Source organism: Bradyrhizobium sp. 4, from assembly GCF_023100905.1.
Taxonomy (GTDB): domain Bacteria; phylum Pseudomonadota; class Alphaproteobacteria; order Rhizobiales; family Xanthobacteraceae; genus Bradyrhizobium.
On the sequence record NZ_CP064686.1, the window covers coordinates 957,531 to 976,889 of the forward strand.

15 protein-coding genes and 3 pseudogenes are annotated in these 19,359 nt (G+C 59.2%); 13 read left to right on the forward strand and 5 right to left on the reverse strand.

Going from position 1 to position 19,359, the window contains the following annotated elements; translation table 11 throughout:
- Positions 1-255 precede the first annotated feature (255 nt).
- The 8 genes and pseudogenes from nifH to IVB45_RS04505 all read left to right on the forward strand — a co-directional run bounded on the left by nifH (position 256) and on the right by IVB45_RS04505 (position 8,574).
- Positions 256-1,146, forward strand: coding sequence for a nitrogenase iron protein (gene nifH, locus IVB45_RS04470; protein ID WP_026233535.1), 891 nt, complete (start codon positions 256-258; stop codon positions 1,144-1,146).
- Positions 1,147-1,204: 58 nt separating this feature from the next.
- On the forward strand, positions 1,205-1,933 hold the full coding sequence (locus tag IVB45_RS04475) for a nitrogen fixation protein NifQ (RefSeq protein WP_247359583.1): 729 nt from the start codon (positions 1,205-1,207) through the stop codon (positions 1,931-1,933).
- Between the two features lie 585 nt (positions 1,934-2,518).
- Positions 2,519-3,158 (forward strand): annotated as a pseudogene (locus IVB45_RS04480) (hypothetical protein); the annotation flags it as partial.
- Between the two features lie 145 nt (positions 3,159-3,303).
- Positions 3,304-3,636 carry a nitrogenase stabilizing/protective protein NifW gene (gene nifW, locus IVB45_RS04485; protein ID WP_247285952.1) on the forward strand — a complete coding sequence of 111 codons (333 nt, stop codon included), beginning with the start codon at positions 3,304-3,306 and terminating at the stop codon, positions 3,634-3,636.
- Positions 3,637-4,808: 1,172 nt separating this feature from the next.
- Positions 4,809-5,921 carry an electron transfer flavoprotein subunit alpha/FixB family protein gene (locus IVB45_RS04490; protein WP_247299025.1) on the forward strand — a complete coding sequence of 371 codons (1,113 nt, stop codon included), beginning with the start codon at positions 4,809-4,811 and terminating at the stop codon, positions 5,919-5,921.
- 11 nt (positions 5,922-5,932) lie between these two features.
- Complete coding sequence (locus IVB45_RS04495) at positions 5,933-7,240, forward strand: FAD-binding protein (protein WP_018458224.1); 1,308 nt, start codon at positions 5,933-5,935, stop codon at positions 7,238-7,240.
- Between the two features lie 41 nt (positions 7,241-7,281).
- Complete coding sequence (locus IVB45_RS04500) at positions 7,282-7,578, forward strand: ferredoxin family protein (protein ID WP_083926516.1); 297 nt, start codon at positions 7,282-7,284, stop codon at positions 7,576-7,578.
- 630 nt (positions 7,579-8,208) lie between these two features.
- Positions 8,209-8,574 carry a hypothetical protein gene (locus IVB45_RS04505; protein ID WP_247359584.1) on the forward strand — a complete coding sequence of 122 codons (366 nt, stop codon included), beginning with the start codon at positions 8,209-8,211 and terminating at the stop codon, positions 8,572-8,574.
- A gap of 873 nt (positions 8,575-9,447) precedes the next feature.
- Here the strand turns inward: IVB45_RS04505 and IVB45_RS04510 are convergent.
- Positions 9,448-10,281 (reverse strand): RMD1 family protein, encoded by an 834-nt coding sequence (locus IVB45_RS04510; RefSeq protein ID WP_247299143.1) that lies wholly within the window; start codon positions 10,279-10,281, stop codon positions 9,448-9,450.
- A gap of 717 nt (positions 10,282-10,998) precedes the next feature.
- On the opposite strand from IVB45_RS04510, the gene IVB45_RS04515 reads away from it, so the two are divergent.
- The 3 genes and pseudogenes from IVB45_RS04515 to IVB45_RS39005 all read left to right on the forward strand — a co-directional run.
- Positions 10,999-11,742 carry an energy-coupling factor ABC transporter permease gene (locus IVB45_RS04515; protein ID WP_247359585.1) on the forward strand — a complete coding sequence of 248 codons (744 nt, stop codon included), beginning with the start codon at positions 10,999-11,001 and terminating at the stop codon, positions 11,740-11,742.
- A gap of 336 nt (positions 11,743-12,078) precedes the next feature.
- Positions 12,079-12,711 (forward strand): thermonuclease family protein, encoded by a 633-nt coding sequence (locus tag IVB45_RS04520; RefSeq protein ID WP_247359586.1) that lies wholly within the window; start codon positions 12,079-12,081, stop codon positions 12,709-12,711.
- Between the two features lie 1,500 nt (positions 12,712-14,211).
- Positions 14,212-14,315, forward strand: a pseudogene (locus tag IVB45_RS39005) (inorganic phosphate transporter); the annotation flags it as partial.
- A 26-nt stretch (positions 14,316-14,341) separates the two neighbouring features.
- On the opposite strand, the gene sugE reads toward IVB45_RS39005, so the two are convergent.
- Together sugE and IVB45_RS04530 are read right to left on the reverse strand one after the other, a co-directional pair.
- Positions 14,342-14,656: a quaternary ammonium compound efflux SMR transporter SugE gene (gene sugE, locus IVB45_RS04525; RefSeq protein ID WP_247336440.1), complete on the reverse strand. Its 315-nt coding sequence runs from the start codon at positions 14,654-14,656 to the stop codon at positions 14,342-14,344.
- Positions 14,657-14,770: 114 nt separating this feature from the next.
- On the reverse strand, positions 14,771-15,478 hold the full coding sequence (locus IVB45_RS04530) for an SPASM domain-containing protein (protein ID WP_247359587.1): 708 nt from the start codon (positions 15,476-15,478) through the stop codon (positions 14,771-14,773).
- Positions 15,479-16,286: 808 nt separating this feature from the next.
- Between IVB45_RS04530 and IVB45_RS04535 the strand changes: the two genes are divergently transcribed.
- Positions 16,287-16,469 carry a hypothetical protein gene (locus IVB45_RS04535; protein WP_247359589.1) on the forward strand — a complete coding sequence of 61 codons (183 nt, stop codon included), beginning with the start codon at positions 16,287-16,289 and terminating at the stop codon, positions 16,467-16,469.
- A gap of 65 nt (positions 16,470-16,534) precedes the next feature.
- Here IVB45_RS04535 and IVB45_RS04540 read toward each other — a convergent pair whose 3' ends face one another.
- Positions 16,535-17,443: a hypothetical protein gene (locus IVB45_RS04540; protein WP_247359590.1), complete on the reverse strand. Its 909-nt coding sequence runs from the start codon at positions 17,441-17,443 to the stop codon at positions 16,535-16,537.
- Positions 17,444-17,676: 233 nt separating this feature from the next.
- Positions 17,677-17,850, reverse strand: a complete 174-nt coding sequence (locus IVB45_RS04545; RefSeq protein WP_247359591.1) for a hypothetical protein — start codon at positions 17,848-17,850, stop codon at positions 17,677-17,679.
- Between the two features lie 233 nt (positions 17,851-18,083).
- Between IVB45_RS04545 and IVB45_RS04550 the strand changes: the two are divergent.
- Positions 18,084-19,224, forward strand: a pseudogene (locus tag IVB45_RS04550) (IS66 family transposase); the annotation flags it as partial.
- Positions 19,225-19,359: the final 135 nt, after the last annotated feature.

Genomic DNA, 19,359 nt, shown 5'->3' on the forward strand with positions numbered 1-19,359 from the left:
GTCGGGTCCACCACAGCTTCCGGTCTCGGGCGCTGCGCTATTAGTCAAGCCTAATCAGATGCTTAACGCGCGTGCGAACGAATGGCACGCCAGTTGCTAACTGAATGCAGCAACAAGGAGTGAGGGCTGAGGGCACGCCGACGCCGATGGCGAGCGATGGCCTCCTTCCCGAAACCCGTGTGCCCACGTTTCTGAGAGAGAAACAGCCTCGCGCGTTCGGCGCGCAAAATTGGCAATCGGTTGATGGAGAGCAACATGTCTTCGCTGAGACAAATCGCGTTTTATGGCAAGGGTGGCATCGGCAAATCGACAACGTCGCAAAATACGCTGGCGGCTCTTGCTGAGCTGGGCCAAAGGATTCTCATCGTCGGCTGTGATCCCAAAGCGGACTCGACTCGCCTCATCCTGCACGCCAAAGCGCAGGACACCATTCTGAGTCTGGCGGCGAATGCCGGCAGCGTTGAGGACCTCGAAATTGAGGACGTCATCAAGCTCGGCTACAAGGACATTCGATGTGTCGAGTCCGGCGGTCCAGAGCCGGGGGTCGGGTGCGCCGGAAGAGGCGTGATCACTTCGATCAACTTTCTGGAGGAGAATGGCGCCTATGAGGACATCGACTACGTCTCTTACGACGTGCTGGGCGACGTCGTCTGCGGCGGCTTCGCGATGCCTATCCGCGAGAATAAGGCACAGGAAATCTACATCGTGATGTCCGGCGAGATGATGGCCATGTATGCCGCCAACAACATCTCCAAGGGTATTCTGAAGTATGCCAATTCCGGCGGCGTGCGCCTCGGCGGCCTGATCTGCAACGAGCGCCAGACCGACAAGGAGCTGGAGCTGGCAGATGCTCTTGCCAAGAAGCTCGGCAGCCGGCTGATCTACTTCGTGCCACGCGACAATGTCGTGCAGCACGCGGAGCTGCGCCGCATGACTGTGCTGGAATACGCGCCAGAGTCCAAGCAGGCGGATCACTATCGCAATCTCGCGACCAAGATCCACAATAATGCGGGACAAGGCGCGATCCCGACGCCAATCAGCATGGACGAGCTCGAGGATATGCTCATGGAGCACGGCATCATCAAGCCTGTCGACGAGAGCCTGGTCGGCAAGACCGCCGCCGAGCTCGCCGCTGTTTCGGCGTAGTTCATCTTGTCGGCCTTCTCGACCGGGGAAGGCCGACATCGTCCACTGCGGGACCTTTATGATTGGCACACAACGCGAATTTGCCAATACAGTGTCATCTCCTGTATCAGCAGCTCACGTCGCCGAGCAGCGCGATGCGAGTGAGCTCTACGGGCTTCTGACCGGGCGCCATCCAACAGAAGTCGACATCAGCGACGATAACGATTTCGATCGCCATGTGCTCGCTTGCGTTCTCGCCGCATCCGCTATGGATGGCGGCCAACTTCCCGAACGGGCCGGCTTGACTAACCAGGAGCTCGATGCGCTGTTGGTGCAATACTTTCCATCGACGCCGATCAGGAGTTGTACCTGGCGCGAACAGTCCGCGTTACCGGCTCCTGACGAGACGATTATGGTGCGAGACCTCCTGCTTGCGCAACGTTCCACTCATGGAGAGGTCGGCGGCTGGCTCGCGACGATGATCGCGCGGCGCGCCATGGAGCCTAATCACCTGTGGGAAGATCTCGGTCTGCGGGAGCGGGACGAATTGTCCCGCCTCCTGATGCGCCATTTCGGGCCGCTGGCGGCTCGCAACACCAAGAACATGCGGTGGAAGCGCTTCTTCTATCGCACGCTATGCGAAGATGACGGTCTGGTGATGTGTACCACGCCGGTCTGCACGGAATGCAATGATTTTGATCTTTGCTTCGGCGAGGAGAGCGGGGAGAGCCGGATGGCCGGACGCCGGCGGGATCATCTGCGTCGTCTCGATGACTCCGTCCAAGCCATCCGAAGTTCGCAGGGCTGAGCTCATATTGCATGCCCGCTCCTCGGCGCGAGTCCCGGTGTATCGGACCAGCTTTCGACCAACGGTCACATGACCGGACTGAGGGTTTGAAAAGACACCGGGTAAACAACTTCGCGCAGGCAGCCTAAGCAGGACGCGGCGGCCTGATCATCGGGCTTGATAACTGGTGGATGCGACCGTCACATTTACCGCCAAAATGTTCTATGTTGACGCGCGATCGAGGCCAACATCCGCCCTCTCGATCGCGCCCGCTGACTTTTTACGAACGACGACTTGTGGTTGGACGACCGGATGGCTCAAGAATCCTCTTCGATCAGCGCCGGGATGCACGCGCCTTTTCCCGAAGTGTTGCAGCTTGAGGTCAGGCCCGAACCGTTGCCCGGCTGCCAAGCTTCCAAGCTCGGCGCCTGCCTTCAGCTCGGTCGCAAGCGCACCGGACCTGGCGCTCCGCCGTTTCCACCCTGGCGGATTTGCGACACACCGGACTAATCTGAAATTCGACGTCATTCACAAGTTCTCGGGAATTCGAGCGGTTTGGCACAGCAGTTGCTGTACAGCTTCCGGAATAAACCTACGGAGCCGCTGATGGCGTTAGCTGCCGCAATCACCGCGCCCGACAAAGATCAGTCGAGGTCGATAGTCCTTAATGACACCACCTTGCGCGACGGCGAACAGACGCCGGGCGCGGCCTTCGCGACACCGGAAAATGTCTCGATGGCGCGTGTCGCTGGCCGCGGCCGGAGTCACGGAGATCGAGGCCGGCACGCCGGCGATGGGTCAGGAAGAGATTGCCGCGATCCGAGCGGTCGCCGAAGCTGGCCTCGCGGCCACGATCATCGGCTGGTGCCAGATAAAACCCGCGGACGTCGATGCGGAGATCGAGGCCGGTGTTTCGGTGGTAATCCTATCGATTCCATCGTCGGACGCGCAGATTGCGGCGAAACTCGGTGGCGCCGGTTGGCCGTGCTGGAGCGGGTGAAGCGCGTCGTGGCCTACGCTCGCGACAAGGGACTGGGTGTCGCGCTAGGTGGCGAAGACTCCTCGCGTGCCGATGTCAACTTCCTGATCGACCCACCGCATTGTGATCGGCGAGCATTCAGAGCTTGCCGCTGTCACTTCGCTGTTGTCCGACTTGCAGCTTTCGGTCACCGCCGACGAAACCCAAACCATTCTCGCGCGCGTTCGTAAGCATGCCGTCGAGCACAAAGGCCCGGTTTCCGAGGAACGGTGGTGGCGATGTGGCGCGACATTCATGAGAGATCGCTCCTCAACGGAGGGCGATCAGGTGGTCAGCCATGCGCTTCGCGCGATCAGGTTGGAACATTCGGGCCAGGACGGCTTCTGGTCGCGGATCTAGATGGAGGTTGAGAATGACGACGGACGGGATCCTTTCGCAATTGAACAAGGCCTCCGCGGCAGAGGAGTTTTTTGCACTGCTCGGCGTCGAGTACGATGCGAAAATCATCGACGTGGCGCGGCTTCATATTCTGCGTCGCATGGGTGAATATCTCGCGGGCGAGGAGTTTACCGGTGCATCCGATCCTGACATCGCCTCGCGTTGCAAGGCCACGCTCGAGCGCGCCTATGCCGATTTCGTCACGTCCTCCCCGATCGAACAGCGCGTGTTCAAGGTCTTGAAGGATGCGGCCGCACCACAATCGAACAAGCATCCAGCATTGGTGCAGCTCGGTTCTTTGGAGTGAATTCAGTTTATATCGTGCTCTGGAGCGTGAAGGTTCAGAGAACCTGCCAACCACCCAGGGCGCCGAATTCAAACGCAAGTTGCAGTTACGGCCGCGGGTCCGCAGCTTGGACACTCGGCTCCCTAAGAGCCAATCACGGCTCAGCGCTGATTTTTCCGTCGTTTCAAGCTGGTGCCCATGGTGCACCTATCTCCTGCAATTGTACGCCGGCAGCGGGGAGCACATACTTGGCGAGGAAAGAGCACCAAGATGCGGATGACTGTCTTCTGTCGCATTCTGGACATACGTCCAGCACGGTGTCGAATGTTCCGATCCTCGTGAGAGGCTGCCAATCCGATTTCCTTCAGTAAGATTCTGTATTGGCGGTCAATTTTCATCGTCTGCGCAATTGGTACGACAATTGCTGACATTTACTCAGCTAGTCTGGAGAAACGAATGCACATCTTGGTCCGCATCGAGTTTGTTTTTGACGCCGCGCAGTTTCGCGCGCGCTGCCTGTCGACACCATGATACGTCGCGACGCCAAAGCGATGGTTGCATATTCCGGCCCGGCTGAGCTGAAAACTGCGCGTGATCCGCGCCAAAGAGTCGTGGACGAAATCACTCCCGCTGGCCGATCTATGGCCGAGGTTTTCCGGGCGGCGCCCTTGCTCTCCGGCGCTGGTCGCGCGGCGCCGTTGACGGGCGGCTTCACCGCCGGCCCTCGTGCCCTCGCCAAGAGTTGCGGGCGTGTCGCTGCAATCGGAAATATTGCGAGGGCATTCGGAGTAATGGATCGCGTTTTCACCGGCAAGCTCGCGGGCGGCAATGGGACCAGCCGAGCCTCTGGCAGGTCCTCGGTCTGTTCAACTCGGTTGCATCTCGAAGATGAGGGGGACCAATCGATCGGATCGAGTGACCGCCCGGTTGCGTGCCTCACTAGTTCCATCGCCAAACGGTGACCCAGAATGCCGAACCGGGAAAGAACGCCCAAGCGCGTGCTTCCGGGCTCGTCGATCAAGGTCCAGCAACGGGTGTCTGGGCCCCGCGCTGCTGCCAGGCAGTGTTGAAAAAATGGCGGCGGGCACGCGGCCGAACTTTAACTGAAGCAATCTTCACCCGCGAATTCAAAGCTGGAGGCGGAGCACGCTTCGCTGGCGAGCCGCTACTGAACACGGATGGGAGTACAGATGATGAGCACCGCACCCAAAAGCGCAGCTCCGGCCCCGGGTGGTGGTCGCGCGGCGACCAAGAGGGAGCTGCCCGAACGATTCAAGGCTTATAGGCACGTCTGGGTCTTCATCGAGCAGGAACGCGGGATAGTGCACCCCGTCTCCTGGGAGCTGATGGGTGCCGGCCGCCGGCTCGCCGACAAGCTCAACGTTGACCTCGCCGCGGTTGTCATCGGCCCGGTCGGGGAGACAACGCAGCAGGCGGTCGCCGAATCCTTCTGCTACGGCGCCGATCTTGCCTATATCGTCGCGGATGATCTCTTGGCCGATTATCGCAATGAATCCTACACCAAGGCCCTGTCAGAGCTGGTCAATACGTACAAGCCGGAAATCCTGCTCCTAGGGGCAACTACACTGGGCCGCGACCTCGCCGGCTCAGTGGCCACCACACTGCTCACCGGTCTAACTGCCGACTGCACCGAGCTCGATGTCGATGCCGACGGCTCGCTTGCAGCGACCCGGCCGACGTTTGGCGGCTCACTATTGTGCACGATCTACACACTGAACTATCGTCCACAGATGGCAACCGTCCGTCCGCGCGTGATGCCGATGCCCGAGCGCGTGACCGGCGCCGTCTGGCGCGTCATCTCGCATCCGCTCGGGCTTGTAGAGGAAGATATCGTCACAAAAGTGCTGTCGTTCCTCCCGGACCGCGATTCTACAAAGTCCAACCTTGCCTATGCCGACGTGGTCGTCGCTGGAGGGCTCGGTCTGGGATCGCCTGAGAACTTCCAACTGGTACAGCAGCTCGCGGACGTGCTTGGCGCCGAATATGGCTGCTCGCGGCCGCTGGTCCAGAAGGGCTGGGTCACCGCGGACCGACAAATCGGCCAGACCGGGAAAACCATTCGGCCAAAGCTTTATATCGCGGCCGGTATTTCCGGCGCGATCCAGCATCGCGTTGGCGTGGAGGGGGGCGACCTCATCGTTGCCATCAACACCGACAAGCACGCTCCGATCTTCGACTTCGCCCATATCGGCATCGTCACCGACGCCATTCGACTGTTGCCCGCGTTGACCTCTGCATTCCGCGCGCAGCTGTCGCCGCACTCGCACGACCGCATCGCTGGCTAGGGGAGCTTGTTATGATCGAGGAAAGATTCGACGCGATCGTCGTCGGTGCTGGGATGGGCGGGAATGCGGCAGCGCTTACCATGGCCGAGCGGGGCCTAAAAGTGCTGCAGCTGGAGCGCGGCGAGTATTCGGGGTCGAAGAACGTGCAAGGCGCCATCCTCTATGCCGACATGCTGGAGAAGCTGATCCCGAATTTCCGAGAAGATGCACCGCTTGAGCGGCATCTCGTCGAGCAACGCTTCTGGATCGTGGACGAGCGTTCGCACACGGGGATTCACTATCGCTCCGATGATTTCAACGAGGAGAAGCCGAACCGCTACACCATCATCCGCGCGCAGTTCGACAAATGGTTCTCGCAGAAGGTCCGCGAGGCCGGCGCCACGGTGCTGTGCGAGACCACGGTGACCGAGCTCCTCCAGGATTCCCATGGGAGGGTCGTCGGGGTGCGCACAGACCGAGATGGGGGTGAAATCCATGCAGATGTCGTCGTGCTGGCCGAGGGGGTAAACGGAGTGCTCGGGACGGGTGCGGGCTTAAGAGGGCGGCCGAAACCGGACAAGGTCGCACTCGCGGTCAAGGAGATGCATTTCCTGTCGCGCGAGACAATCGATGCTCGCTTCAATCTCAAGGGCGACGAGGGGCTCGTCATCGAAGCCGCCGGAACCATCTCCCGCGGCATGACCGGTATGGGCTTCATCTATTCCAACAAGGAATGCATATCGCTCGGTATCGGCTGTCTTGTTGCCGATTTCCAGCGTACTGGCGAGACGCCCTACGGCCTCCTCGAGGGCTTCAAGCGTCACCCGTCCGTCGCGCCGTTGATCGAGGGTTCGGAAGTAAAGGAATATTCCGCGCATTTGATCCCCGAAGGTGGATACAGAGCGATCCCGCAGCTTTGTGGTGACGGCTGGGTCGTTGTCGGAGACGCCGCCCAGCTCAACAACGCCATCCATCGCGAGGGGTCCAATCTGGCGATGACGTCGGGCCGTATCGCCGCGGAAGCGATCTGTCTTATCAAATCGCGAAATGATCCGATGACGGCCAAAAATCTTTCGCTTTACAAAAAACTCCTGAATGAATCCTTCGTGATCAAGGATCTGAAGAAGTACAAGGATATGCCGGCACTGATGCACACCCACTCGCAGAACTTCTTTCTCACATATCCGCAGCTCTTCTCCAAGGCGATGCAGGATTACGTGCGCGTCGACGGCACACCAAAGCTTGAGAAAGAGAAGCTGATGCTGAGCTCGTTCATCAAGGCGCGGTCGTGGAGTGGATTGTTCAGCGATGCCCTGCGCATTGCCCGGGCCTGGCGGTGATCATAAACCAAAGACAACGACGAATGACGGAGCCAGAAACAATGCCGAGCGAGCCATCCCGACGTGTCGAAGACAAACTATTCTACAACCGCTATCTCGTTGATTCCGGCCGCGCCCATATCAAGGTGCGGCCGCACACCACACCTTCGTCGCGGCTCTTATCGATGCTGAAGGCCTGCCCTGCACGGTGCTACGAGCTCAGCGATAAAGGTCATGTTGAGGTGACAGTCGACGGGTGTGTCGAGTGCGGCACCTGCCGGGTGATCTGCGAAGAAAGTGGTGATATCGAGTGGAGCTACCCACGTGGCGGTTACGGTGTGCTATTCAAATTTGGTTAAAGCTTCGGGGTAGGGGCTGATCGGCAGGCTGCGGCGTAGTGGCGGTACAACGAGATCACGCGCGAGTTTGAGATTTCACCTGATTCAATCGAGTCCCGATCTTTCCATCTACCGGGCGGGCCCTTCCCAGGTTCCGCTACAATATGCCCGGAGATACCCAAAGCGAGCCGGATCCGAAACAGGGCGCAACGCATTGGCGGGAATAGGTCGTCCATCTCGGATCGACCGATCCTGGTTCTCTCCCCAAAATCTCGCCGGTTTCGTCCTTCTTGGAGTTCGCGGCGATCCGCCTGCCGCCACTGCCTCGCAACGCTGCCTATCACCTCAAACGGAACGCTGGAAGCAGGAGTTCGCTTCGCCATAGCCGCCGACCCGACAACGTGCCATCGAGCGCCTTGTAGACTAGACAAGCACGGCGGATCACAAAATTAGCGATTTGCGACTCCTTCGCGCAGCCGCCGGTTGCGCATTCGTCAGGTGGGCTGCGTGCATGCAGCACACAATTGTGCCCTTTCATTCGCCTGTATCGCCGGGATATATGGTCGGCCGGAGAGCATGACGATGGTTCGATTACAAAAGAGCAGGGCAGCCGCTAACGCGCGGCGAGCAGAGGCACGCCGTGAGAGTTCGGTGGGCGACATCCAGGCCCGCATGGCCGAACTGAGAAGCTTGCCGCGCGAGAACCTCGCGGATGCGGTGTTCATGCTCTCGATGAATGCAAGACGGCAGGGCGAGTTGATACGACATGCGATCGAGAAGCGCGCCGAGGTCGACTTGGACTTTGATCCGCCGCCGAATGCTGATTTCGCGACCTATCTCGCAAATGATGTGGTCTCGACCTTACGCCACCACGTTGCTGACCTTCCGACCTTGCTGGACCTGTTGGTTGAGCGAGCGCCTGACGTCTGCTTCACTGTCGATCGGGAGGAGGCCGTTTCGCTACTGGCCGCAATCATTCGCGAACAGCGGCTCGAAGGAGTCCTTGAAGGCCTCTAGGCTCGCCGGGCTCCTGAACGATCAGCCCAGGCCGGGATCGGTTCGGACGCGGATTTAAGAGCAGCTGCCGAGCGTGCGTGAGTGTCCAGGGCGCTTTGAGGGACAGTCCTGCAAGATTGAATGTCCAGAGCGGATGGGGACGTCAGAAAATCTCGGCGCCTGCTTGCGAGGTTAAAACCGCCTCCAAATTCGCGGCGTAGCTCCTTTGTCATCCGTTTCCCGTTTATCGCTGGCGCGGAGCCGCTATGCACGTCCGGTCGCAGTCCCGGCCGCGTCAAGCTCGGCGACCTTCGCGTTAGCGAGGACGAGATCCGCATTCTCAGCTTTCATGTTCAGTTGCAGCGCGCGTTTGCCCGCTGGCGGATCATGGAACCGTTCGCTAACAGCTACGCAAGGGAAATCACGGCAGGACACGTCGACCGAGCCGCGGCGATGTGCCAAAGCGGCGAAAGGCGGTCGCTCAACTCGGTGAGGCGTCCTGGGGGAATCGACAGCCCGCGGCCCTGGCAAGTATTCCGCGAGCAAGTCGAGAATAGCAGAAAAGCTGAGTGGCGGCCCGCTGCAAATTGGGAGAAAGGGCCTTCTTGGGTGGCGCTGGATCGTCGACATGAACGCTCCGCCGAGCGTCTGCCACAAACCCCCTATCCTTGCTCGAGGCCGGGAAATACGCCGAACTCGCGTCGGCTATTCGCTGTCTTCGCGAGCCGCAGCGGCTTTCGCCGAACGTCGTGTCCACGAGCACGCCGAAGACACAGCCGAAATCCGCAGCTGAGTACGGCCGAACGGCGCGTCCCACGTCAATGCCGGCCAGGTCGGTCAGTAGGCCTGCTCAAACCCCACGAAGGCGCCTCACGCGCTGCGGCCAGCCGCACGTCAGTGACCTGCTGCAATAATCTGAAAACATCCGATCGCAACTTCCATCACGATCAGCACGACTATAACCCACTCAAGACGCAGCGAGCGCCGTGTGTCGATAATGTCCGTCAGTGCGTTAGCCGTTCCGGAGATGGCCGACAGCTTGCGCTCAAGCATCTCAAGACGCTCCTTCAGTTCGTATTCGTCTTTCAGACGCGCATAGAGCCGCTCGAGTTCCGGCTTCTCCCAGAGTGCGTCGGGCTTTTCGGCAATCGCGATGCGGCCCGCGACGCGCTGCTCGACCAGGAGCGCATTGCCGATCAGTTGGAGAATGCCCTTGCGGCCCCGCGGCGTCCGGCCGCGCTCGGCCAGTTCGCGTGCAAAGGGTTCGATCACGTCGAACACCGCGGCGACACGGCGCTCATCTCGCTCCAGCGCCGTGCTCTTGGCTAGCGTATCGGCGATCAGCAGCAGCCGATCGTCACTAAAATTTCTAAGACAAATCCGCCCGCCCGGCAGGATGACCTCAGCACTCTGCTCGTTGCAGAGCTGCGCCTGCGCGCTATCCTCCTCACAGGAGGTGAGTTCACCGATGACGCGCGGTATCAGGGTTTCGATCAGAGCGGTTTCCTCCGAGGGCGACAACCCGATGAGCACTACAACGCCATAGCGGAAGACCACGACAAGGCCCGCATGAATGCGGAAAGCGACCGGCGTCGAGGACACCAGCGTTCCGATTTCCAGAGCCGACGGGTTGATACGATCCCCGAGCATGACTGCCCGAATGCGCAGCACCGAGGCGGCCGCCGTCTGTCCGGAGACCACAGGCTTACCGGGCGTAAGTTGATCCATGTTCACTTTAGCATCCGGTTTGGCGCCACTGCGACGCGATAGCGTTCCCCCAGAAACACGTCCAGAACTTCGCAGAGGGTGCAGCGGAATTTGCCGGGCGCGTTGCTGAGAGATGACGCTGAGATCCAGCAAATGCCGGCTCCAGAGTTTGGATGGGTGGTCTCTATTTCATGTTCGTGCATGCTTGCCCGCAAGCTCAATCGAACGCCCAGCAAAGCTCTTCGAGGAATTCGACGATCCCCGGCCGCCAAACATTTGGCTGCGCCGTAGGCGCCTTCCTCGAACAACGTCGAGCAAGATTGATGCCGAACCGGTGTCTTCGCGCCAGCGGCGTCAGGATTTCCGCTTCAATGGGCAACCGAAAATGATCGATTGGAACGGCGCAGGTTGATCAAAAAGCTGGTCGCGATGTGTGTTCAATTTCCTCCAGAGCATGTCGGCTACAGAACACGGCGGATCTTGGGCGCCGCACAAGCTTTCAAAGCGCAATCAGAGCCTTAACCGCGGCAGCGGCGCTGGCATAGCTGTTGCTATGAAATGTCGCAAAGACCGAGCGAAGGCTGAGTGCAGACCTGGTCCGATCGGGCGAAAACAGCACGTTGCCCGTGGACCGAGGATGGGGAAGGTGAAGTGCCGTTTCCAACCGTCAGCCACACGAACGTCGCGCCAAATTCTTGAGCCAAGGCCCGAGTACAACGGCAGAAAGGACTAGAGACCGTGCATATCGAACCGGGAATGGTAACAAGCGCCAAGTTCGTATTGAGCTGCGCGACAGGCATTGCGATGGGCTGCGTCGTCGCCAAGCTTGTGGTCGAGGCCATACACGAGCGGCGCGCTCTGTCATTTGCTGTGCAAGCCATCGCCGCGGCGGGCCTTGTGTTCACGTTATTCGAATTCCTGCCGCACTTTGCGGTTTGGGCCTCGGAAGTGCACCTCGTCCTGGGCTCCACGCTGTTCCCGTTTGGCGCGGCGCCGGCGGCCTTAGGTCTTGCGCTCGGCCTCTTGCTGCAAAGCGTCCTCTTTGTTCCGACCGACCTGCCGCAATATCGGATGAATGTCACGACGCCTCTAATGCCGCTGTTTGCGATCAAGGCGCTCGCCAAGCGCCTCATTCCATCCAAGGCTGCCTATCGCGATCTGCAGTACAGCAAGGCGCTTGCGCTCTCGACTGCGTATCAATCCGGTATCGCTGTCTGGATCGCGTCTTTGGCGCTCTATCGCGCGGGCTTCGGCGCCGCCAACCTCGGTAAAGTCGCATTGCTCGCGGTTTACTATGCAGTTGTGGCCTTGGTCGAGCCGCTGGCTGATCTGGCTGCGCTGGCGCTCGGGAAACAAATTGGGCGGCGTGAGTGTGAGGGGATCTGTCGCCTACCTCTCCCAGAAGGCATGTTGCGGTCGAAAGTAACGATGGCCGCCATCTCGGCCGCTTTGCTCAAGCGATACGTACGCTTTCCCCGATAGCAGCCGGCTGCAGCGATCCCGGGCGACGTGCGCTCGCTGTTATCCGCGAGGGGGCCGACTTTAGGCTCATTCCGCACAAGGCGACCAGGAAATCATTTCTCGCCGAATTGCGGCCGGCCGTCTGCGCCGGCCCGGTCGCTGGTGATCGGACGCGCACTACCGATTTCGACCTGCTGGTGCGTGATGTGGCGAAGGCGAACGGCCGCCACGACGTGGAGGAATGGCGGGAAGCGCTCAGGGCAGCAGCCTGGTCGCAGAGCATCGGGGGCGAGGTTGGACACGAGGGCGTCTTGCGCTGCTGATACACTGGGAGTCATCCGTCGAACGAGCTTATCCATGCAACATTGGCAGCCTCCTCAGCACAGCCGCGATGGACCGCCGTTCGGCGGCTTCCCATGCTCTGCTGCACTCGGCCGGAATGTTCGCAGTTCGACAAAGAAGATCGCCATGTATGGATTGATCGTGGTGTTGACCACGCTCGCACTGTGCAGCATCGTGTTTGCCGGCGAATTGACCGGGCCGGCAAAGGTCATCAGCACCGACACCCTTGAAATTCACGGGACACGCGTTAGGCTCTGGGGCATCGACGCGCCGGACAAGTCTCAAATGTGCCGAGATATCAACCTCAATCCTTATCGATGTGGCCTCATGGCCGCGAGCGATCTTGAAGCCTTCATTGCAGAGCGCGAAATCAGTTGTCTGTCAGTCCTGGAGGATGAGTGTGGACGGACATTGGCGATCTGTTCAGCTGATGGCATCGATCTCGGAGAATGGTTGGTGCGCAACGGTCTCGTGCTCGATTGGGAGCGATACTCCCGGCGCCGATACCACGCTGCGCAACGCGCGGCCGATCGTGCCGGACTGGGCTTGTGGGCGGGCAGCTTTGCCGTACCTTGGCTATATCGAGCGTGCATTCGGTTAGGTGGTGAACCAGCCAGCTGTTCTGACGACGCGAATGCTCACCCTTGACCGGTATTCCTCACACCAGAATATATACCAGAGTCGTTCCGCATGGCCGCGCAACCATGCTCAAAAGGGGTAAGATGGTCTCAAGCTCTCGTAAGCGCGAAAGTCGCAAGACAGAAAATCGCGAGCTCCACAGGAACGTCATGGTTCTCGCCCTAACTCTTCGGGATCATGGACTCGCAGTCATGCCAAGGCGGCGCCTTTTGAGTTCGAGAGAGCCGCATTTACTCGGAAGAATGGCGGGCTCTCCGGACAAAGCAAAGGCGTGGCACGGAAAACAATCAGTTCCGCCGGGTACAGGTTGAGCGGAAGAAAGAAGGCCAGTGGCGTTCAAGGCACCATTGGGCGAGAAAGGCAACATGAATGAGGCTTGGGATGCAGCCGACCTCCACTCGATTCGACGCAAACTTTCAGGTTTGACAAGCCCAGGGCTCGCAGCTTGATTCCCAGAGGTCGCCAGATGCCGTCCCACCAAAACTCATACACTCGCACTCAAGTCTGATGCAGGAAGCCGCTGTGAGCGCTTGCTCAACGCCGGCTCCGCGGGGCCTATCGAAAGGACGGTAATCGAATTGGGCCCTTTGCTGCAGGACGCCGCATAGGTCCCTTCCCGGACTTTCGCTGCTGTTGGCGATATCGGCGGCGATTGCCTTTTCAAGCCACGGCTGCTCCGATTCACGCCAGAATTTGGCCGGGCGCGTAACAAGCTGAACACCACACGTGCGTTTTCGGTCACAAAGACGTGTGGGCCTGCCTTGCAGGCGCCGATCACAACAATGCCTCAGAACACAATGCAGCTGCTCGTTCGGTTGGAAACAGCATGGCTCGCTGACGATTGGTTGGAGATCCGCCGAATGAGCAACCCCAACAAGAACGTCAGATCGCATCTCACCTTTCCGAACTCGAAGTGCGCGCGTTCCAGAACGAAGCGTGAGCCGCTGAATTCGCGGCGTCGCTCCCATGCCCTCGTTGTGTGCAGACTCTGTGCCGACGGGCATGATGCAAGCTCCCGGCGTTTTTCGATCGCGATGTCGTCTACGCGACAATAGCGATCATTGTTCAAACAAGCCGCGGGTCTGAGGTCGAACACGAATCGAATGCCGCGCGCCGGCACCGCCGGCTCGCTGATTTCAGTGAAGGCTCCTGCAAAAGACATTGGGTGAATGAGCTTCTTTGCAACCACACAATGAAGTCGCACCGGTAGTTCGAGCCGCGGAGCTGAGCTCACTCAGAGATCGCAAGCTCACCTGATTGCGGCTTGAACTGGGTCGGCAGTCTCTGATGGTGGCGACGCGGGATGGTCGTAAACAATTCAGAACGAACACGATCCGCCGATCTGCATCTTCTCCCTTGCTGCTCTGGAGAGGGTCCTATAACTCCGGCAAGCGACCTTTCTTGACCGTCGCCCGGAGATCTGCCGCATAGCTGGGTTTCAATGCCCAGACGGTCTCGGCCCAGAGGGCTTGCATCGGCATCTTCTCCTTGGCGACTTTCCTAGCCATTGTCGGCGCCGCGCCCTCCGCGGTGCGCTGGAACGTGGCCAGCTCGATCGTCTATGCCTGGAGAATCACGTGCCGACCTCGGCTATCGTTGCGGCGCTGACCTGGTCGGGTCAATGCTTTCGATGTTTTCGTCAGGACACGAGCTTCAGCCCGACAATGCCGGCGACGATCAGTCCGATGCTGGCAAGGCGAAATGCGGCGGCCGGTTCTCCGAACAAGATGATGCCGAGCGCCGCCGTGCCGACCGCACCGATGCCGGTCCAGACCGCATAAGCAGTTCCAATGGGCAGCGTCTTTAGAGCAAGGCCGAGCAGGGTCACGCTGCCGGCCATGGCCGCGAGCGTGAGCACGGAGGGAACGGGCTTGGTAAAGCCCTCGGTGTATTTGAGGCCGATTGCCCAGGCGACCTCCAGCAGGCCGGCGACCAACAAAATGCTCCAGGCCATGGCGGCCCTCCGTTTATCGCAGGTCGTCCCGGCGGCTGATGTGGTCATGCGCTGGAAGGCCGTCCTTGCTAGGCGCGCGATTCGCCTCGAGCAGGGGTTAACTTCTCTCAAAGATCAGCATTCCGACGTTATTGGTTCGGCGAATTCACACGATCGACAAAGCAGAAAGCCATCCGTTCCGTTCATGCGATCGGCAATGTTGCAAAATGCTGCCCCCTCAAAGAGATCCTTGTACCTGTCGCGGAGGAGGTTGCCCAAAACGTGTCGTCGCTCAAAATCCATGCAGCAGAAAGTAACGTCGCCGTTTGGGAGAAGAACATTACGATATTGCCGTTCGTCAGGACATGTCAGTGCTCCAGTGATTGGCTGCCGCGCTCCAACCATCTTCTCGCCGTTGCCAGCCCTGCTGCGCGGCGGACGCGAACGAACCAGCGCTTGGTCAGGAATTATGCCGACAAGGTCGGGATGCACCTCGCCCATGACTATGAAGAGCAACGATGAAATGTCGGCATCGACAAGTTGGCGCATCAAATCGACATAGTTGCGCCTGACGAGACCACTATCCATGTGCGTGCCGTCATCAAAAACATGCACTAGGAAAACGCGGAACTGCATCGCACGCAAACGTCTTAGATCCCGCCCGTTCATTCCTACCAGGGTTGTGAAAATTCGGATTCCATGACCACACGCATAGGCATGCTCAACCATTTCGGTGCAGACCGGATTCAGCCAAGGCTCCGAATATCCGGAAAAGCTAATGTCGACGGCTGCTGGTACGCGCGCCAGACATCGCTTGAAATCTTGGAGAGAAAGATGCTTCACGTCGGATATCGCTTTTTGCCGTTCGGCAAACTTGTCTTGCGGACAATAAGAACATCTGACGACACAGCCAGTTGTCGTAGTTATCTCCAAGACCCTACCGCCACTGATTGCAGAGCGCAGCTCCTGTGGAGTCATCGATTGTATATTGTCCACTTCCGCGCTCCGCGTTTGGAACAAAGAGATATTGAGGAGACGGTCGATTTGCATCTCATGCCGGTTCGCTCATGCTTCAGTTCTTCGATTCGTCGTCCACCAGCGCGACTCGGCATGGTCGCAAGCGCGATCGCGGCAGATGAAGAATGCGCCACGGCTCTCCCATAGCACCCCAGTCCAGCAGGATTGGACGGCTGCCGAATGCACATGCGTCGATGGGGTTCGTCTAACGTCTCGCTTATTCCAAGAAGCATCACTCATGCCATTGGCGGTACCGTCCTTAACTCGACACGTCGCGGTAAATGTCGTCCCAAATGCCGACCGAAGTGAAACTCTACGCAATCGATAGAGTACAATATGACGCTACGTACGATTCAAGCTCTCTCGAAGATGAGCTGAATGACAGCGTTCTTATGAACCTTGACGGTGTAGCTCTGCACCGAGCACCACGTCACCATGATGGTCGGCATCGACCCGAGAAGTTCCGATTGCGAGTACCCTTTGGCTCCGGTCGAGATTGCAAAGGCGTCACCCTTCGTGCAGCAAATCGCGAACTTCAGCAGTTAAAAACGTTGCTCAACATAGGAGTGAGCTGGCGCGATTTGCGCGCTCGGGCAAAGTGGTCGACCGCGTCTTCTTACTGTCAAAGGAAAAAATGGTCGCTCTCGCCCGTGATGCCGGTTCAGGTTACGCACTCGAAATCAATGGGCGACACAACACTGAATTTGCGACGAGAGACGGCGCCAAAAGCGGCGTGCGCGAGCTGAAGAAGCGGTTTCTCATGCTGCGAGTGAGAATCTATGACGCGCAAGCCAACACTCGAGAGGACGTCGCGTGAGGCTGGTCGAACGATCGCAGCGACGGCAGGTGCTGACTTCTTGCTGACAAACATCGCCTTGAAATCTATATCAAGACGAGCACGGCAAGCGTCATGAACCTGCCGGTACACTGCCGATTTCGGGCCCTAGAGCCCCACCTTCGAAGCGCTGAGGTCCGCCGCGCAGCAACAGTGCAGAGGAAGACAACAATGGTAGCTACGTATCCTATTGCCTTCAGCGGATGATCCTTCCCCTCTTTTAAGAACCACTGCGTTCTTCCGACCAGCCAAGACAAGGGCGTCAACAAGCGGGCGGTCAGGATACCAAGCGCGAACAACGGTAACCAAACGAAAACTGCGAGCGCAGGCCATGTGAAGAATAGGCTCTCAAGTACACTGTAGAGCGGGTGCTGATCATCCATTGCCCCCGGCATTAGTACCTGATTAACAATATTAAACAAGTCGTAACCCGGGCACTCCCCGCCTGCGCACCAGATAAGTAGCCATCGGAATGAATTGGTGGCAAGAACGATAGCTATCCCGCTCACGGCGGCGACCGCGAGGCCGATCACTGGTGTCGTGCCGCTTCGAATTAGCAATGGCCTGATCACAAACAGAGACAGGTAGTCTGAGAACAAGTTGAACACCAAACCAAACCCCAATTCTCGAAACTCATCAAATTCAGTCGCATGGAATTTCGGCCATGTCTCGTAAACGTAGAGAGCCGAAATTAAGGTCGTAATCAAAAAGGGCCGGAAGAATGCCCGCCAACGCAACAGCGGATGCGTGTAAATCCGATCAAATACTTCGACCAACGCTGAGGCGACCTGCTCGTTCTTGTAATCTTTAAACCTCATGGTTCGCGCGAGCGCGGCCTTTGCCTCATCTGACGCTTCTTTGTCTAACCAAAGAAAGAAGCCATATGCCAGCGCCGCGTACCCGAACGGCGCGGCGAAACCAAAATGCTCTGCTAGCTTCTTTAGAATCTCCTCCATCGTCCGGCGCTCCGCCTTCTTTGCAAGGATAACATACAAGTCCGACCTAAGTCCCCTGCTGCTGGGGGCGGTTCTCAACGGTACGAGCGTGCCGAGGACCGGGCGCCATCGCGATCCTATTAGCAGGTCTGCTACTATGACGCTTTCGAGTTTAAGCGCCCCGAATGCGCAGGCCGGAAAAAAGGCCGCACCTTAGGCTTCAAATTGATAACGTTCGGTGCGGCCTGTGCTAGTTAGGCTGCCTTCACGAGGAAGCTCTTCGCTCCCCTGCCTTTACCTTCCGAACCATACGTGACCCCCAGCTCCTTGAGCTTCAAGGTCGTCGGGTGGTTCTCGTCACGCAAAGCCTTCTGCAGGTCTTTCCGCTGGTGAGGCTTTAGGCCAAACTCGCGGCCGATGAGGCTCATAGAAGTCCTACCGGGGCTTCGGTTTGACATGAAGGTCACCAGTCGTTCGGCGGGCAGAACACTGCCGTCCACACGTATCTTGGGGCCGTCGAGTTCAAGGTCCCAGTCTCGCACTGAGATGTGGGGCAGCTCTTGACGGAATGTACTCGAGTATTTCCGCGCGCCGCTCGGTAGCACGATGAATACGTTCGTGGGAGCGCACCGGCCTTGCGCGTCAATAACCTTGCGAAGCCGTATTGGATCAGCTTGAACTGACGTTGGAGGAGCTGGAGAGTTCGGCGACGGAGGACGAACTCACCGCTGAAATAGCTGCGACCAAGACCACGAAGGTGGCGTCGTTCACGCGCAACGGCCGTCACGCCAGCCGTTCCCGGAGCATCTGCCTCGCGAGTGGGTGATGCTGCCGGGACCTGTGGCGTGCGCCTGCTGTGGCGGCGCGCGGCTGTCCAAGCTCGGCGAGGACATCACCGAGACGCTGGAGGTGATCCCGAAATCCTGGAAGGTGATCCAGCACGTCCACGAGAACTTTACTTGCCGTGATTGCGAGAAGATCAACCAGGCTCCGGCGCCGTTCCATGTGCTTGCCCGCGGCTGGGCGGGGCCAAGCCTGCTGGCGATGGTGCTGTTCGAGAAGTTTGGTCAACATCAGCCGCTGAACCGGCAAGCGGAGCGCTATGCCAAGGAGGGGGTGCCGATCAGTCTGTCGACCCTGGCCGACCAAGTCGGCGGCTGCACCGCGGCGCTGGCGCCTTTGTTCAAGCGCCTCGAGGCCTATGCGCTGAGCGCCGAGCGATTGCACGGGGACGACACCACGGTCCCGGTCCTGGCCAAAGGCAAGACCCACACGGGCCGGATCTGGGTCTATGTGCGCGACGACAAGCCCTTTGGCGGCCCGGCACCGCCTGGGGCGGTGTTCTATTACTCGCGCGACCGCGCCGGCGAGCATCCCCAGGGGCATCTGGCCGGTTCCAGCGGCATCCTCCAGGCCGATGCCTATGCAAGCTTTACGACCCAGGCCGCAACGCAGGTCCGATCCTGGAAGCCGCGTGCTGGGTCCATGCCCGGCGACCGTTCTTCGTGATGGCTGATCTCGCCGAGAATGCGCGTCGCAAGGCTCAGGGCAAGAAGCCGGCAGTGATCTCGCCGCTGGCGCTGGAAACAGTCCGCCGGATAGACGCCCTGTTCGAGATCGAGCGAGGCATCAACGGCGAGACGCCCGAACGGCGCCGGGCCGTCCGCCAGGAACTGAGCGCGCCGCTGATCGCCGATTTAGCAGCCTGGATGCGCGAGCAACGCGCCAAGCTCTCACGTCGCAACGACATCGCCAAAGCAATGGACTACATGCTCAAGCGCTGGACCGCGTTCACACGCTTCTGCCCGCGTTGGCCCCAAACTTTGCTCCGCTAAAGGACGCCTTTTCGCTTCTTTTCCCCTCCTACGACACCGGATCGGGGTTGGCGCGGTCGATTTCGGTCAATCGGTAGACCCTCGTGAATCGTTGCCGTCGTT

Coding starts and splice junctions, on each gene's coding strand:
- nifH (WP_026233535.1), top strand. CDS start 256: ATGTCTTCGCTGAGACAAATCGCGTTTTATGGCAAGGGTGGCATCGGC.
- IVB45_RS04475 (WP_247359583.1), top strand. CDS start 1,205: ATGATTGGCACACAACGCGAATTTGCCAATACAGTGTCATCTCCTGTA.
- nifW (WP_247285952.1), top strand. CDS start 3,304: ATGACGACGGACGGGATCCTTTCGCAATTGAACAAGGCCTCCGCGGCA.
- IVB45_RS04490 (WP_247299025.1), top strand. CDS start 4,809: ATGAGCACCGCACCCAAAAGCGCAGCTCCGGCCCCGGGTGGTGGTCGC.
- IVB45_RS04495 (WP_018458224.1), top strand. CDS start 5,933: ATGATCGAGGAAAGATTCGACGCGATCGTCGTCGGTGCTGGGATGGGC.
- IVB45_RS04500 (WP_083926516.1), top strand. CDS start 7,282: ATGCCGAGCGAGCCATCCCGACGTGTCGAAGACAAACTATTCTACAAC.
- IVB45_RS04510 (WP_247299143.1), bottom strand. CDS start 10,281: ATGGATCAACTTACGCCCGGTAAGCCTGTGGTCTCCGGACAGACGGCG.
- IVB45_RS04520 (WP_247359586.1), top strand. CDS start 12,079: ATGCAACATTGGCAGCCTCCTCAGCACAGCCGCGATGGACCGCCGTTC.
- sugE (WP_247336440.1), bottom strand. CDS start 14,656: ATGGCCTGGAGCATTTTGTTGGTCGCCGGCCTGCTGGAGGTCGCCTGG.
- IVB45_RS04535 (WP_247359589.1), top strand. CDS start 16,287: ATGGTCGCTCTCGCCCGTGATGCCGGTTCAGGTTACGCACTCGAAATC.
- IVB45_RS04540 (WP_247359590.1), bottom strand. CDS start 17,443: ATGGAGGAGATTCTAAAGAAGCTAGCAGAGCATTTTGGTTTCGCCGCG.
- IVB45_RS04545 (WP_247359591.1), bottom strand. CDS start 17,850: ATGAGCCTCATCGGCCGCGAGTTTGGCCTAAAGCCTCACCAGCGGAAA.